At 64.5% G+C, this 14,972-nt stretch carries 11 protein-coding genes and 2 tRNA genes; 9 read left to right on the plus strand and 4 right to left on the minus strand.

The window, feature by feature from the left end:
* Positions 1-73: 73 nt before the first annotated feature.
* The 6 genes from AC1TXO_RS07250 (at position 74) to AC1TXO_RS07275 (ending at position 9,521) form a co-directional block, all read left to right on the plus strand.
* Positions 74-1,180: an efflux RND transporter periplasmic adaptor subunit gene (locus AC1TXO_RS07250; RefSeq protein ID WP_486405678.1), complete on the plus strand. Its 1,107-nt coding sequence runs from the start codon at positions 74-76 to the stop codon at positions 1,178-1,180.
* Entirely contained in the window at positions 1,177-4,236 is a 3,060-nt protein-coding gene (locus AC1TXO_RS07255) for an efflux RND transporter permease subunit (RefSeq protein ID WP_486405679.1), read from the plus strand. Before AC1TXO_RS07250 ends, AC1TXO_RS07255 begins: the two co-directional genes overlap by 4 nt.
* Before the next feature lie 271 nt (positions 4,237-4,507).
* Positions 4,508-5,239, plus strand: a complete 732-nt coding sequence (locus tag AC1TXO_RS07260; protein WP_486405680.1) for a GntR family transcriptional regulator — start codon at positions 4,508-4,510, stop codon at positions 5,237-5,239.
* A 133-nt stretch (positions 5,240-5,372) separates the two neighbouring features.
* Positions 5,373-6,647: an MFS transporter gene (locus AC1TXO_RS07265; protein ID WP_486405681.1), complete on the plus strand. Its 1,275-nt coding sequence runs from the start codon at positions 5,373-5,375 to the stop codon at positions 6,645-6,647.
* Between the two features lie 25 nt (positions 6,648-6,672).
* Entirely contained in the window at positions 6,673-7,506 is an 834-nt protein-coding gene (locus AC1TXO_RS07270; protein WP_486405682.1) for an amidohydrolase family protein, read from the plus strand.
* Between the two features lie 140 nt (positions 7,507-7,646).
* Positions 7,647-9,521 carry an MFS transporter gene (locus AC1TXO_RS07275; protein WP_486405683.1) on the plus strand — a complete coding sequence of 625 codons (1,875 nt, stop codon included), beginning with the start codon at positions 7,647-7,649 and terminating at the stop codon, positions 9,519-9,521.
* 15 nt (positions 9,522-9,536) lie between these two features.
* On the opposite strand, the gene sugE is transcribed toward AC1TXO_RS07275, so the two are convergent.
* The 3 genes from sugE to rdgC all read right to left on the minus strand — a co-directional run bounded on the left by sugE (position 9,537) and on the right by rdgC (position 12,099).
* Positions 9,537-9,854 carry a quaternary ammonium compound efflux SMR transporter SugE gene (gene sugE, locus AC1TXO_RS07280; RefSeq protein ID WP_486405684.1) on the minus strand — a complete coding sequence of 106 codons (318 nt, stop codon included), beginning with the start codon at positions 9,852-9,854 and terminating at the stop codon, positions 9,537-9,539.
* Between the two features lie 213 nt (positions 9,855-10,067).
* Positions 10,068-11,033, minus strand: a complete 966-nt coding sequence (locus AC1TXO_RS07285; RefSeq protein WP_486405685.1) for a bile acid:sodium symporter family protein — start codon at positions 11,031-11,033, stop codon at positions 10,068-10,070.
* A 145-nt stretch (positions 11,034-11,178) separates the two neighbouring features.
* Positions 11,179-12,099 (minus strand): recombination-associated protein RdgC, encoded by a 921-nt coding sequence (rdgC, locus tag AC1TXO_RS07290; protein WP_486405686.1) that lies wholly within the window; start codon positions 12,097-12,099, stop codon positions 11,179-11,181.
* A gap of 206 nt (positions 12,100-12,305) precedes the next feature.
* Between rdgC and AC1TXO_RS07295 the strand changes: the two genes are divergently transcribed.
* Both AC1TXO_RS07295 and AC1TXO_RS07300 read left to right on the plus strand, forming a co-directional pair.
* Positions 12,306-12,381, plus strand: a tRNA-Val gene (locus AC1TXO_RS07295).
* Between the two features lie 13 nt (positions 12,382-12,394).
* Positions 12,395-12,471, plus strand: a tRNA-Asp gene (locus AC1TXO_RS07300).
* A 131-nt stretch (positions 12,472-12,602) separates the two neighbouring features.
* Here AC1TXO_RS07300 and AC1TXO_RS07305 read toward each other — a convergent pair.
* Complete coding sequence (locus AC1TXO_RS07305) at positions 12,603-12,983, minus strand: COG4315 family predicted lipoprotein (RefSeq protein ID WP_486405687.1); 381 nt, start codon at positions 12,981-12,983, stop codon at positions 12,603-12,605.
* Positions 12,984-13,253: 270 nt separating this feature from the next.
* Between AC1TXO_RS07305 and AC1TXO_RS07310 the strand changes: the two genes are divergently transcribed.
* A complete protein-coding gene (locus AC1TXO_RS07310) occupies positions 13,254-14,960 on the plus strand; it encodes an Hsp70 family protein (RefSeq protein ID WP_486405688.1) in 1,707 nt (568 codons plus the stop codon).
* The last annotated feature ends 12 nt before the right edge of the window (positions 14,961-14,972 follow it).

The raw sequence follows: 14,972 nt of genomic DNA on the forward strand, positions 1-14,972 counted from the left end.
CGTGTGACTATTGACAATATTGGTCACTAGAAAAAGAATGGGGCTCTAGCATTGTTCATGAGTACCGAACCCCATGCGCCTCAAACCCACCGCTTTCGCCGTTTGCGTACTGCCTGTCGTCCTGGTCGCGTGCGGCGATTCCTCAGTCAGCAAGGATCCCCGTACCAAACCCCCGTTGGTCCGGGTCGCGTCGGTCGAGCGCTCGGTCGACATTTCGCGCTCGTTCACTGGCGTCGTCGTCGCACGCACCCAGAGTGACCTGGGTTTTCGCGTAGCGGGAAAGGTGCTCGAGCGCCTGGTCGACACGGGTGAGACAGTCAAGCGCGGTCAGCCACTGATGCGTCTTGACCCTGTTGACCTGCAACTGCAGGCGCGCGCGCAGCAGCAGGCGGTGGCAGCCGCCCAGGCCAGGGCCAGCCAGACGGGCGATGACGAGGCGCGTTACCGCGGCCTGGTCGCCGAGGGTGCGGTATCGGCATCTGCCTACGATCGGATCAAGGCCGCGGCTGACGCAGCAAAAGCCCAGCTAAGCGCGGCGCAGGCACAGGCCGATGTGGCGCGCAATGCCACCGGCTACGCTACGTTGCTGGCCGATGCCGACGGCGTGGTGATGGATACCTTGGCCGAACCGGGCCAGGTGGTCAGTGCCGGGCAGCCAGTGGTGCAGCTCGCGCGAGCCGGGCAGCGCGAAGCCGTCGTGCATCTGCCCGAAACCTTGCGCCCGCTACCGGGCTCCACCGCTCAAGCCCTGTTGTATGGCGACAGTGGCCCTGCCGTTACGGCCAGATTGCGTTTGCTCTCCGAGGCCGCCGACGCCACCACCCGCACCTTCGAAGCCCGCTATGTGCTTGATGGCGCACTGGCCAATGCACCGCTCGGTTCGACCATTACCCTGAGCATCGCGAAAGAAAAGGACCTCGCTCCCGTGCTGCAGGTACCCATCGCCGCGCTCCATGACCCTGGCAATGGCACAGGCGTCTGGGTGGTCACCGGCGAGCCGGCGAAGCTCGTCTGGCGACCCGTGCGCGTGGTGAACCTCACTGATGACGCGGCGCGTGTCGTCGGCAGTCTGGAGGCCGGAGAGCAGGTCGTGGCGCTGGGCGCGCACCTGCTGCGTGATGGCGAAGAGGTGAGGTTGGCTCGACTGGCCGGGGCGTCGGTCGCCGGGAGCCAGCCATGAGTGAAGCGCGTTTCAACCTTTCCGCACTTGCCGTGCGCGAGCGCTCCATCACCCTGTTTCTGATCCTGCTCATCGCAGCGGCCGGGACCCTCGCGTTCTTCAAGCTCGGCAGAGCAGAAGACCCGCCTTTTACCGTCAAGCAGATGACCATCATCACCGCTTGGCCAGGCGCCACCGCGCAGGAGATGCAGGACCAGGTCGCCGAACCGCTGGAAAAGCGCCTGCAGGAACTGCGCTGGTATGACCGCAGCGAAACCTTCACCCGCGCAGGGCTGGCGATCACGGTGCTGTCGTTGCTCGACAGTACACCGCCCCCGGCTGTCCAGGAGGAGTTCTATCAGGCCCGCAAGAAGCTTGGCGATGAAGCCAGGACGTTGCCTGCGGGTGTCGTCGGACCGATGGTCAATGATGAATTCTCGGATGTGACCTTCGCCGTGTATGCCTTGAAGGCCAGGGGGGAGCCGCAGCGCCAGCTGGTCCGCGACGCCGAGTTGCTGCGTCAGCGACTGCTGCATGTGCCTGGGGTCAAGAAGGTGAGCATCATCGGCGAACAGGCCGAGCGGATTTTCGTTTCCTTCTCCCATGACCGGCTGGCAACCCTGGGGGTGACCCCGCAGGACATCTTTGCCGCACTCGCCAGCCAGAACGCGCTGACACCCGCAGGCTCGGTCGAGACCCGCGGGCCGCAGGTGCTGGTGCGCCTGGATGGTGCCTTCGACACACTGGCGAAGATCCGTGAGACGCCGATTGTCGTTCAGGGTCGTACGCTGAAGCTTTCCGACGTGGCAACGGTGGACCGAGGGTATGAAGACCCTGCCACCTTTCTGGTTCGCAATGACGGCGAGCCGGCGTTGCTGCTCGGTGTGGTGATGCGCGAGGGATGGAACGGCCTCGATCTTGGTGCAGCGCTGGACGCCGAAACCTCGGCCATCAATGAAGCCATGCCGCTGGGCATGAGCTTGAGCAAAGTGACCGATCAGGCGGTGAACATCACCTCGTCCGTCGATGAGTTCATGGTCAAGTTCTGTGTCGCGCTCCTGGTCGTGATGCTGGTCTGTTTTCTCAGCATGGGGTGGCGTGTGGGGGTGGTGGTTGCCGCGGCTGTGCCGTTAACGCTGGCCATCGTGTTCGTGGTGATGGCGGCCACGGGCAAGAATTTTGACCGTATCACCCTCGGATCGCTGATTCTGGCCCTAGGCCTGTTGGTGGACGACGCCATCATCGCCATCGAAATGATGGTGGTGAAAATGGAGGAGGGCTACGACCGTTTCAAGGCGTCGGCCTATGCCTGGAGTCACACCGCAGCACCGATGCTGTCCGGTACCCTGGTCACCGCCATCGGTTTCATGCCCAACGGGTTCGCGCAGTCCACGGCCGGTGAATACACCAGCAACATGTTCTGGATCGTTGGCATCGCGCTGATCGCCTCCTGGGTGGTGGCGGTGGCGTTCACCCCTTACCTGGGGGTGAAGCTGTTGCCGAACATCAAGCAGGTCGAGGGCGGTCATGCGGCCATCTACAGCAGCCGTCACTACAACCGTTTTCGTACACTGCTGGCACGGGTCATCGCACATAAGTGGCTGGTGGCGGGCGCGGTGATTGCCCTGTTCGTCATGGCCATGCTCGGCATGGGGCTGGTGAAGAAACAGTTCTTCCCGACGTCCGACCGACCCGAAGTGCTGATTGAACTGCAGATGCCCTACGGGACCTCCATCGAGCAGACCAACGCCACCGCCATCAAGGTCGAGTCTTGGTTGCGTGAGCAGGAAGAAGCCAGGATCGTCACGTCCTATATCGGTCAGGGCCCACCGCGATTCTTCCTGGCCATGGCGCCTGAACTGCCCGATCCGTCGTTTGCCAAGATCGTGGTGCTGACAGACAGCGCGCAGGCCCGTGAAGCGCTCAAGTTGCGTATCCGGGAAGCGGCCTCCGAAGGTCTGGCGCCTGAGGCCAAGGTGCGTGTCACGCAACTGGTGTTCGGGCCTTACTCGCCATACCCCGTCGCGTACAGGGTGATGGGGCCTGATCCTGTGCAATTGCGCGAGATCGCTGCACGCGTGCAGGACGTGTTGCAGGCCAGCCCGATGATGCGCACGGTGAACGCCGACTGGGGGCCGCAGGTTCCGACGCTGCACTTCTCGCTGGACCAGGATCGCCTTCAGGCCGTGGGCCTGACGTCCAGCGCGGTCGCCCAGCAATTGCAGTTCCTGCTCAGTGGCGTACCGATCACGTCGGTGCGCGAAGACATCCGTGCGGTGCAGGTGGTCGGTCGTGCAGCCGGGGCGATTCGTCTCGACCCCGCCATGATCGAAGGCTTCACCTTGGTCGGTTCGGCTGGCCAGCGCATCCCGCTCGGGCAAGTCGGCGAAGTCGATGTGCGCATGGAAGACCCCATCCTGCGCCGCCGTGACCGCACCCCCACCATCACCGTACGTGGCGATATTGCCGAACAGCTGCAGCCGCCGGACGTGTCTGCAGCCATCTGGAAAGCGTTGCAGCCGATCGTCGAGACGTTGCCCGCCGGCTACCGTATCGAAATGGCCGGCTCCATCGAGGAGTCGGGCAAGGCCAGCAAGGCAATCCTGCCTCTGCTGCCCATCATGGTTGCACTCACGCTGCTGATCATCATCCTGCAGGTGCGCTCGATCTCCGCCATGGTCATGGTGTTCCTCACCTCGCCGCTGGGGGTGATCGGGGTGGTACCGATACTGCTGCTGTTCCAGCAACCGTTCGGCATCAATGCCCTGGTGGGGTTGATCGCGCTGTCGGGCATTCTGATGCGCAACACGCTGATTCTTATCGGGCAGATCCACCACAACCAAAGCGAGGGGCTCGACCCGTTCAATGCCGTCGTCGAGGCTACGGTACAGCGAGCCAGGCCTGTGCTGCTGACCGCACTGGCGGCCATCCTCGCGTTCATTCCGCTGACCCATTCGGTGTTCTGGGGCACGCTGGCGTACACCTTGATCGGGGGGACGCTCGTCGGCACCGCCATCACCTTGGTATTCCTGCCCGCGATGTATGCCATCTGGTTCCGGATTCGCCCGACATCCTGAGTGTCGCCGCCAACGCCTTGAGCCTGGCGGCCGCACAGGACGGGTGCATCGATCCATTCGCGAGACAGTGTGGTGATCGTTACCAGGATCCTGGCCCCCGGCGGAAGGAGGCAGGGGGCCAGATCTGGGCGGTACGTGTCCGGCGATCGAGCCGTTCATCACATCGCGAGAGTTTCTCGGCAGATGAAGGATTGACAGCGTTCAGTACGAGAGGAATACTTCAGAAAAATTCATATATATGTCTATATAACAAGATCAGCAAAGGCCCTACATGAACACACTGCCCGGTGATGCGCGCCTGCCCCGCTACCAGCAATTGCGCGACCATATGGTCGAGCAGATCGCCAACAACCGCTGGCGCCCCGGTGAAGCCATTCCCACCGAAGCGGCGCTGGCGAGCGAGTTCGACATGTCGGTCGGCACCGTGCGCAAGGCGGTCGATGTGCTGGTGAGCGAAGGGGTTCTCGAACGCCAGCAGGGCCGCGGCACCTTCATTCGCCGCCCGCAATTCCATTCCTCGCTGTTCCGTTTCTTCCGTTTCGAGTCGGCCAACGGCGAGCGCGTCGTGCCCGAGAGTCGGATCCTGTCCATCGGGCCGATGGCTGCACCTTCGGCCGTGGCCGGTGCCCTGGGCCTGGCGCCGGACGCGGAAGTCATCCGTATCGTGCGCCTGCGCCTGCTCGGCGCCCAGCCGGTGCTGGCCGAGGACATCTGGCTACCGCGCCAGACCTTCCAGGCGTTGCTGGAGGTGGACCTGGAGCGCAAGGGCCCGCTGTTGTACCCGATCTACGAAGAGCTGTGCGGGCAGGTCGTGGCCTACGCCGAGGAAACCCTCACCGCCGAGTCGGTCGACGCCGTTCACGGGCGCCTGCTGCAGATGCCGGAGGGCAGCCCGGTGGTGGTGATCGAGCGCCTGGCCCGCGACTACGCCGGCAAGCCACTGGAGTGGCGGCGCTCGCGCGGCCACGCGCAGCACTTCCGCTACCGCATCGACATTCGCTGAGCGGACGCTCGCCGTTGCGTTGTGACATCCGGCGCCGAGCCTGAGCGGCGCCGTGGTTGCCCCTGCCTGGCCGGCGTGCATCCGGCTGTTCAACATTCGACCAAGCACACACGACATAGAAGGATAAGAAATCATGTTCAGTTGGTATCGCGAAATCACCTCGCGTGAACGCAAGACGTTCTGGGCCTGCTTTGGCGGCTGGTCGCTCGATGCCCTTGAAGTGCAGATGTTCGGCCTGGCCATTCCGGCGTTGATCGCCGCGTTCTCCCTGAGCAAGGGCGATGCCGGCCTGATCAGCGGCCTGACCCTGGTGACTTCGGCCATCGGCGGCTGGCTCGGCGGCACGCTCTCCGACCGCTACGGGCGGGTGCGCACCCTGCAGTGGATGATCCTCTGGTTTTCCTTCTTCACCTTCCTCTCGGCCTTCGTCACCGGTTTCTATCCGCTGCTGTTCGTCAAGGCCATGCAGGGCTTCGGCATCGGTGGCGAATGGGCCGCCGGCGCCGTGCTGATGGCCGAGACCATCAACCCGAAGTACCGCGGCAAGGTCATGGGCACGGTGCAGAGCGCCTGGGCCGTGGGTTGGGGCCTGGCGGTGGGGCTGTTCGCGCTGATCTACTCGCTGGTGCCGCAGGAGTTCGCCTGGCGGGTGATGTTCTTCGTCGGCCTGCTGCCGGCGCTGCTGATCATCTGGGTGCGCCGCAACGTGCCGGAGCCGGACAGCTTCCAGCGCCTGCAGAAGGACAAGGCCATTCCGGCCAGCTTCGCTCAGTCCATGGCCGGCATCTTCCGCCCCGAACTGCTGCGCGTGACCCTGCTCGGCGGGCTGCTGGGCCTGGGGGCTCATGGCGGCTATCACGCGGTGATGACCTGGCTGCCGACCTTCCTCAAGACCGAACGCAACCTCTCGGTGCTCAACTCCGGCGGCTACCTGGCGGTGATTATCTTCGCCTTCTGGTGCGGTTGCGTGGTCAGTGGCCTGCTGATCGACCGCATCGGCCGACGCAAGAACATCCTGCTGTTCGCCCTGTGCTGCGTGCTGACCGTGCAGGCGTATGTGTTCTTCCCGCTGAGCAATACCCAGATGCTGTTCCTCGGTTTCCCGCTGGGCTTTTTCGCTGCGGGCATTCCCGCGAGCCTGGGGGCGTTCTTCAACGAGCTGTACCCGGCTGAAGTGCGCGGCGCCGGGGTGGGCTTCTGCTACAACTTCGGCCGCGTGCTGTCGGCAGTGTTCCCGTTCCTGGTCGGCCACATGAGTGAGTCGATGTCGCTGGGCGCGGCCATCGGTATCGATGCCGGCATCGCCTATGGCGTGGCGGTGATCGCTGCGCTCTGTCTGCCGGAAACCCGTGGTCGCAATCTCGAGGCACCTGTCACGCCGCAGGTTGCCGGTGCGGTCGCCAAGTAACCCTCAATTGTCCTGAATGAGCATCATGCCCCAAGCCCCTGTTTCCCCGTTCACTGCGATCGACAGCCACGCCCATGTGTTCAGCCGTGGGCTGAGCCTGGCTGCCGAGCGCCGCTATGCACCGACCTACGACGCGCCGCTGGGCGACTACCTGGCCCAGCTCGCCGGGCATGGTTTCAGCCATGGCGTGCTGGTGCAGCCCAGTTTTCTCGGCACCGACAACCGTTATCTGCTGGCGGCGCTGCAGAGCGCTGCGCAGCAATTGCGCGGGGTGGTGATGCTCGATCCGGGAGTGGATCGCGCCACCCTCGAGCAGATGCACCGCGTTGGCGTGCGTGGGATGCGCCTGAACCTCATGGGCCAGGCCATGCCCGACCTGGATGACGGCGCATGGCGACCGTTGCTGGAGCTGATCGGCGAGCTGGGCTGGCACGTCGAGCTGCATCGCCAGGTGGCTGATGTGCCGGCGCTGGTGCATGCGTTGCAGCCCTACGGCGTGGATGTGGTGATCGATCACTTCGGCAGGCCCGATGCGCGCCTGGGTTTGGGGCAACCAGGGTTTGCCGAGCTGCTCACGCTCGGCGGGCAGGGCAAGGTGTGGGTGAAGGTGTCGGGGATCTATCGACTGGGCGGTTCGCCCGAGCAGAACCTGGACTTCGCCTGCCAGGCACTGTGTGCGCTGGAAGCGCATTACGGTGCGGACCGCCTGCTGTGGGGCAGCGACTGGCCGCATACCCAGCATGAGTCGCTGATGAGCTTCACGACGGCGGTCGAGCAGTTCGATGCGCTGGGGTGCTCGGCGGCGCTGCGTCGGGCGCTGCTGGTGGAGACGGCGCGAGCATTGTTCGGCTTCGAGTAGCGTCGTGCGCATCGCAAAGCGAGGCCGCGCCTGCAAAAACCGCTGCAGGCAGTTGCCAGGGAAGGGCAATCGCGTGCAGATTTGTGGCTTCTCGCGTTGAGCGGACCTCCAATGACAAAGCCCTCTCAGGAACAAGGACGATGAGTCATTCCTCGCAATTCACCTTGCTCGGCAAGCGGCGCTTCCTGCCGTTCTTCATCACCCAGTCGCTCGGCGCCTTCAACGACAACCTGTTCAAGCAATCGCTGATCCTGGCGATCCTCTACAAGCTCAGCCTGGAGGGCGACCGCTCGATCTGGGTCAACCTCTGCGCGCTGCTGTTCATCCTGCCGTTCTTCCTGTTCTCGGCGCTGGCCGGGCAGTTCGGTGAAAAGTTCGCCAAGGACGCGCTGATCCGGGCGATCAAGCTGGCGGAAGTGGTGATCATGCTCATCGGTGCGGTGGGTTTTCTCACCAACCATCTCGAGCTGATGCTGCTGACGCTGTTCGCCATGGGCACCCATTCGGCACTCTTCGGGCCGGTGAAGTATTCGATCCTGCCCCAGGCCCTGCGTGAGGACGAACTGGTCGGTGGTAACGGGCTGGTGGAAATGGGCACCTTCCTGGCGATCCTGGCCGGCACCATCGGCGCCGGGGTGATGATGTCCTCGGGCAGCTATGCAACGGTAGTGGCCGGCGGCATCGTCGGCACCGCGGTGCTGGGCTACCTGGCCAGTCGCTGGATTCCTCGGGCGGCGGCCGTGGCGCCGCAGATGAAGCTGGACTGGAACATCTTCAAGCAGTCCTGGGCCACGCTGCGCCTGGGCCTGGGGCAGACCCCTGCAGTGTCGCGCTCGATCGTCGGCAACTCGTGGTTCTGGTTCGTCGGGGCGATCTACCTGACGCAGATCCCGGCCTATGCCAAGGACTGGCTGCACGGCGACGAAACCGTGGTCACCCTGGTGCTGACGCTGTTTTCGGTCGGTATTGCCGTCGGCTCGCTGCTGTGCGAACGCCTCAGCGGGCGCAAGGTGGAGATCGGTCTGGTGCCGTTCGGCTCGTTCGGCCTGACCCTGTTCGGCCTGCTCTGGTGGTGGCACTCCGGCGATGTGCCGGTGGCGGCGGCGCCGCACGACTGGTTGAGCCTGCTGGGCATGAGCCAGGCCTGGTGGATCATGCTTTCCATCGTCGGGCTTGGTGTGTTCGGCGGCTTCTACATCGTGCCGCTGTACGCCCTGATCCAGGCGCGCACAGCGCAAGACCAGCGCGCCCGGGTGATCGCTGCCAACAACATCCTCAACGCCTTGTTCATGGTGGTGTCGGCGATCGTCACCATCGTCCTGCTGAGCCTCGCCGACCTGAGCATCCCCCAGCTGTTCCTGGTGGTGTCGCTGCTCAACATCGCGGTCAACGCCTACATCTTCCGCATCGTGCCCGAGTTCACCATGCGCTTCATGATCTGGCTGCTCAGCCATTCCATGTACCGGGTCGAGCACCGCGACCTGGATCGCATCCCCGACGAGGGCCCAGCGCTGCTGGTGTGCAACCATGTGTCGTTCGTCGATGCGCTGCTGATCGGCGGGGCGATCCGTCGGCCGATCCGTTTCGTCATGTACTACAAGATCTACAACCTGCCGGTGCTCAACTTCGTGTTCCGTACCGCCGGGGCGATCCCGATTGCCGGGCGCAGCGAGGACGAGGCGACCTACGAGCGCGCGTTCGCGCGCATCGCCGAGTACCTGCAGGCCGGGGAGGTGGTGTGTATCTTCCCCGAGGGCAAGCTGACTGCCGATGGCGAGATCGACGTGTTCAAGGGTGGGGTCAACAGGATTCTCCAGGAAACCCCGGTGCCGGTGATTCCGCTGGCCTTGCAGGGCTTGTGGGGGAGTTTCTTCAGTCGCGATCCGGCCAAGGGCTTCTTGCGCCGCTTGTGGTCGCGCGTGACGCTGGTGGCCGGTGCCGCCATCCCGGTGGAGGCGGCCCAGCCCGAGGTGCTGCGCGAGAAGGTCAGTGCCCTGCGCGGCAACCTGCGTTGAGTGGGAAGATGAAGGTCAGCTGGCGCTGACCTTCAGGCCGATCAGGCCGGCGACGATCAGCGCCACGCTGAGCAGGCGCACCAGGGCCATGGATTCGCCGAACAGGATGATGCCGGCGATCACCGTGCCCACTGCGCCGACGCCGGTCCAGATGGCATAGGCGGTGCCCAGCGGCAGTTCCTTCATGGCCAGGCCCAGCAGGCCCAGGCTCACGGCCATGGCGGCGACGGTCAGTGCGGTAGGGAGTGGGCGGGTGAAGCCGTCGGTGTACTTGAGGCCGATCGCCCAGCCGACTTCGAACAGGCCGGCGAAGAACAGGATGATCCAGGACATGATGATTCTCCATCGTTGAAAGATGGGGCCGTCCCCGGATTGGTCACGCACTGCGTCGTGAGGTCGTCCTCACAGTGAGCACTATATTGCACATCTGCAGGCTTGCAGGCAAGTGGTGCCTGTCCGGGCCTCTTCGCGGGCAAGCCCGCTCCCACACTCAAGACAGCCAGATGCCTTGTGGGAGCGGGCTTGCCCGCGAAGAGGCCCGCACGCTCAGCGCCCGACCTGCGCCTGTTCACCCCCTGCACTACGGGGTTCTTCCAGGCGCCTGAACCAGGTCGAGAGCAACGCCCCGGAGATGTTGTGCCAGACGCTGAACAGCGCACTGGGCACTGCCGCCAGCGGCGAGAAGTGCGCCGCAGCCAGGGCCGCACCGAGCCCTGAATTCTGCATCCCCACCTCGAGTGCCAGTGATTTGCGCTGGGCCAGCGGCAGCTTGCACAACTTGCCGGTGAGATAGCCCAGCAGGAAGCCGAAGCTGTTGTGCAGGATCACCACCGCCATGATCAGCAGGCCCGACTCGGCGATCTTCGCCTGGCTGGCGGCGACCACCGCGCAGACGATCATCACGATGCTCACCACCGACACCAGCGGCAGCACCTGCACCGCCACCTGCACCCGCGCACCGAGCAGTTTCTGCGCCAGTACGCCGAGCACGATCGGCAGCATCACCAGCTGCAGGATCGACCAGAACATGTCCATGAACGAGACCGGCAGCCAAGCCGAGGCGAGGAACCAGATCAGCGCCGGGGTCAGCAGCGGCGCGAGCAGGGTAGTGACCGCGGCGATGGCCACGGCCAGTGCCAGGTCGCCCTTGGACAGCCAGACCATCACGTTCGAGGCGGTGCCGCTCGGGCAGCAGCCGACCAGGATCACGCCCACGGCGATTTCCGGCGGCAGGTGAAACAGCTGGCACAACAGCCAGGCAACGCCGGGCATGATCACGAAGTGCGCCACTACCCCCAGCGCCACACGCCAGGGTTGGCGGGCGAGGGCGGCGAAGTCGTCGAGCTTGAGCGTCAGCCCCATGCCGAACATCACCAGCCCCAGCAGCGGCACGATGGCCACCTTCAGCGCGATGAACCACTGTGGTTGCAGGAAAGCCAGGCAGGCGAATACCAGCACCCAGAGGGCGAAGGTGTTGCCGACGAAGCGGCTGAGGGCGGCGAGGGCGCGCATGGTGGAATCCTTTTCTATTTATAGCTTTGTGAAATTCACTGGCCCTTTCGCGGGACAAGTCGGGGCGCCGGACCGCCGCCCGACTTGTCCCGCGAAGAGGCCGGTGCTGTCGACAAACCCTCCAGCACCGGCATTTCAGTTTGAATCAGACCCCTTGCGGAATCTCCTCCCCACCCAGCGCTTCGAACAGCACTGGCAGGAATTCGTTGAGGGTCATCATCATCAGCAGGAAGCTGGCATCGAACTGTTGCGCGGCTTCATCACCGCCATCCTGCTCGGCCTGCTCCTGCAGCAGCTCTTCGAACTTCAGGCGCTTGATGACCATCTTGTCGTCGAGCACGAACGACAGCTTGTCCTGCCAGGCCAGGGCCAGTTGCGTCACCAGCTTGCCGGTGCTCAGGTGCAGCTGGATTTCCTCGCTGGCCAGGTCCTGGCGCTTGCAGCGCACGATGCCGCCGTCTTCGGCGGTGTCGCGCAGTTCGCATTCGTCCAGCGGGTAGAAGCCTTCGGCCGGCTGCTGCGACTTGACCCAGTCGGTCATGGTCGCGGTCGGGGCGATCTTCACGGTGGCCGGGCGTACCGGCAGCGAGCCCATGACTTCGCGCAGGGTCGAGAGCAGGTCTTCGGCGCGCTTGGCGCTGGCCGAGTTGACCAGCACCAGGCCCTGGCGCGGGGCGATGGCGGCGAAGATCATCGAACGACGGATGAAGGCGCGCGGCAGGAAGGCCTGGATGATCTCGTCCTTGATCTGGTCGCGTTCCTTCTTGTAGACCTTGCGCATCTGCTCGGTCTCGATTTCCTCGACCTTCTCCTTGACCGCGTCGTTGACCACGCTGCTGGGCAGGATACGTTCTTCCTTGCGCGCGGCGATCAGCAGGAACTCACCGCTGACGTGCACCAGGGGAGCATCTTCGCCCTTGCCGAACGGGGCGACGAAACCGTAGGTGGTCAGCTCCTGGCTGGCGCAGGGGCGGGCCGGCTTGCTGGCCAGGGCGGCTTCCAGCGCTTCGGGCTCGAACGGGACATCCTGGGTCAGGCGGTAGGTCAGCAGGTTCTTGAACCACATGAGGGGGAATCTCTCCTTAATGCATAAGGCGGGCATTATTCTCCGAGCAGTGGTTGCAGGCCAACCCTGTCAGAGGGCCAGCAGTGACTTATTGATGCAGAAAAGGGTGGTGGCGCTAGGTCCTTGAAAGGCTTCGAAAAAAAATTCAAAAAAGTGCTTGCCAGGGTGCAGGCTCCTCCGTAGAATGCGCGCCACACCGAGACGAAGGGTGATTAGCTCAGCCGGGAGAGCATCTGCCTTACAAGCAGAGGGTCGGCGGTTCGATCCCGTCATCACCCACCACTCGATGTATAGCGCAGCGGTAGTTCAGTCGGTTAGAATACCGGCCTGTCACGCCGGGGGTCGCGGGTTCGAGTCCCGTCCGCTGCGCCATATTCCAGCTTCCAGGGCCCACTGAACACCCGGAAGCCACAAAGAAAGCGACCTTAGGGTCGCTTTTTTTGTTTCTATCTTCGCACACGCCCCGGGAGCTGCCGATCGACAGCCGCCGGGGCGTTCGTGCTTCAGGGCTTGGCCACGTGCCAGACCTGGCCGACGCCTTCGCCGCTGGTGTCGCCCGGCTTCTGGTCCTTGACCCAGCCGTACAGCGGTTGATCCTTGTAGGCCCACTGCTTGCTGCCATCGTCACGGGTGATCACGCTGTAGCCGTCGGCAGCCTTGGCGTAGGGGCCGGCGGCCAGCGGTGGCCAGTTCTGTGCGCATTGGCCGTTGCACGCCGACTTGCCGGCGCTGTCCTTGGTGAAGGTGTAGAGGGTCAGGCCTTTGCTGTCGACCAGGACCTTGCCCAGGGCGCTGTCGCCGACCTTCGCGGGAGCATCCGCCAAGGCCAGGCCGGACACGCAGGTCAGGGCCAACGAGAGAACGAGTGCGCTTTTCTTCAACATGAGTGATACCTCTGGCGGTGATCCGAATCCGTTCGGGGGAAGCGATGGCATTTTTGCATCGCTCATGCAGGAACAACGCCCCCGCCTCGGGTTCTATTCCCGTACCCGGTAACTATTTTTCCGCCGCCGATCCCGCCCCGATCCGCGTCGGCGTGCAGGGTTCGCATCTGCGCCTTCAACTCGCTGGCGCATTGCGTCAGAATCCCCCTACACGTCGGATGCCGCCAGCAGGCCGCGCACCGGCTCTACCTTGCAAGCAAGAGACCGACCATGCAGGACGCCAGCACCTCTTCAACGCCCGTGCCGTCAGCCCCATTGCTGGGTATCGACCTGGGGACCACCAACAGCCTTATCGCGGTCTGGCAGGACGGCAAGGCGCAGTTGATCGCCAATGCCTTGGGCGAGGTATTGACGCCATCGGTGGTCAGTGTCGACGACGATGGCAGCATCCTGGTGGGCAGCGCCGCCCGCGCCCGGCTGACCACCCACCCGCATCGCACCGCTGCCGCCTTCAAGCGCTTCATGGGCAGCGACAAGCGTTTCGAACTCGGTGAGCACCGCTTCAGCCCCGAGGAACTCTCGGCGCTGGTGCTCGGCGCGCTGAAACAGGACGCCGAGGCGTATCTCGGTTGCACGGTGAGCGAGGCGGTGATTTCGGTGCCGGCCTATTTCAGCGACGAGCAGCGCAAGCGCACGGTATTCGCCGCCGAGCTCGCGGGGCTGAAAGTGCAGCGCCTGATCAACGAGCCGACTGCGGCGGCCATGGCCTACGGCCTGCACGAGCAGAAATTCGAACGCACCCTGGTATTCGACCTGGGCGGCGGCACCTTCGATGTCACCGTGCTGGAATACGCTCTGCCGCTGATCGAGGTGCACGCCTCGACCGGCGACAACTACCTGGGCGGTGAAGACTTCACCGATGCGCTGCTGGTGGCCTGCCTGCGCGACTGGAACCTCAGCGCCGAAGCCCTGGAGCCGCAGGCGCTATCGAGCCTGCACGATGCCATCGAGCAGCTCAAGCGCGAAGTGGGCGAGGGTAGCCGCACCCTGACCTGGAACGGTGACGGCCAGCTGCGCGAATGGGTGCTTGACCAGGCCCGCCTGCAGTCGATCTGGGCGCCGCTGCTGGCGCGAGTCCGCACGCCCATCGAGCAGGCCCTGCGCGATGCCCGGCTGAGCCCGCGCGAACTGGACAGCCTGGTGCTGGTGGGTGGTGCCACGCGCATGCCGCAGATTCAGCAACTGGTGGCCAAGCTGTTCGGTCGCCTGCCTTACCGGCATCTGGACCCGGATACCATCGTCGCCCTCGGTGCTGCCAGCCAGGCGGCCTGCAAGGCGCGCGACTCGGCAATCGACGAACTGATCCTGACCGATGTCTGCCCCTACACCCTGGGTGTGGCCTCGTCGCGTGGCGAGGAAGTCTCCGGCGCCTTCACCCCGATCATCGAGCGCAACACGGTGATCCCCACCTCGCGGGTGCAACGCTTCTACAGCAGCCATCCCGAGCAGAAGGTGGTGCGCATCGCCGTGTACCAGGGCGAGCGGCCCTGGGTGCGTGACAACATCCTGGTCGACAGCTTCGAGATCGCCCTGCAACCGACCGGACAGGTGCAGTCGCTGGATGTGCGTTTCAGCTACGACATCAACGGCCTGCTCGAGGTGGACGTGACCTTCCTCGAAACCGGGCTCAAGCACAGCCACAGCATCGACCGCAGTCCGACCGGGCTGGACAGCGAGGCACGCCAGGCCAGCCACGAGCGCCTGGCGCGGCTGAAGATCCATCCGCGCGACGCCTTGCCCAACCGCACGCTGTTGGCGCGCCTGGAGCGGGCCTGGATGCAGAGCCTGGGCGATGAGCGTGACCTGATCGGCAGCTGGCTGGACGCCTTCAACGCCGTGCTCGCCGGCCAGCAGGCCAGCGAAATCAGCCGCCAGCGCCAGCAGTTGAGCCAGGCGCTGGACGAGCTGCGCTACTGATCAGGACGGCGG

It is taken from the genome of Pseudomonas sp. FA117, from assembly GCF_057370475.1.

Bases quoted from the DNA above. Each gene is read 5' to 3' on its own strand.
- AC1TXO_RS07250 (WP_486405678.1), top strand. From the start codon at position 74: ATGCGCCTCAAACCCACCGCTTTCGCCGTTTGCGTACTGCCTGTCGTC.
- AC1TXO_RS07255 (WP_486405679.1), top strand. From the start codon at position 1,177: ATGAGTGAAGCGCGTTTCAACCTTTCCGCACTTGCCGTGCGCGAGCGC.
- AC1TXO_RS07260 (WP_486405680.1), top strand. From the start codon at position 4,508: ATGAACACACTGCCCGGTGATGCGCGCCTGCCCCGCTACCAGCAATTG.
- AC1TXO_RS07265 (WP_486405681.1), top strand. From the start codon at position 5,373: ATGTTCAGTTGGTATCGCGAAATCACCTCGCGTGAACGCAAGACGTTC.
- AC1TXO_RS07270 (WP_486405682.1), top strand. From the start codon at position 6,673: ATGCCCCAAGCCCCTGTTTCCCCGTTCACTGCGATCGACAGCCACGCC.
- AC1TXO_RS07275 (WP_486405683.1), top strand. From the start codon at position 7,647: ATGAGTCATTCCTCGCAATTCACCTTGCTCGGCAAGCGGCGCTTCCTG.
- sugE (WP_486405684.1), bottom strand. From the start codon at position 9,854: ATGTCCTGGATCATCCTGTTCTTCGCCGGCCTGTTCGAAGTCGGCTGG.
- AC1TXO_RS07285 (WP_486405685.1), bottom strand. From the start codon at position 11,033: ATGCGCGCCCTCGCCGCCCTCAGCCGCTTCGTCGGCAACACCTTCGCC.
- rdgC (WP_486405686.1), bottom strand. From the start codon at position 12,099: ATGTGGTTCAAGAACCTGCTGACCTACCGCCTGACCCAGGATGTCCCG.
- AC1TXO_RS07305 (WP_486405687.1), bottom strand. From the start codon at position 12,983: ATGTTGAAGAAAAGCGCACTCGTTCTCTCGTTGGCCCTGACCTGCGTG.
- AC1TXO_RS07310 (WP_486405688.1), top strand. From the start codon at position 13,254: ATGCAGGACGCCAGCACCTCTTCAACGCCCGTGCCGTCAGCCCCATTG.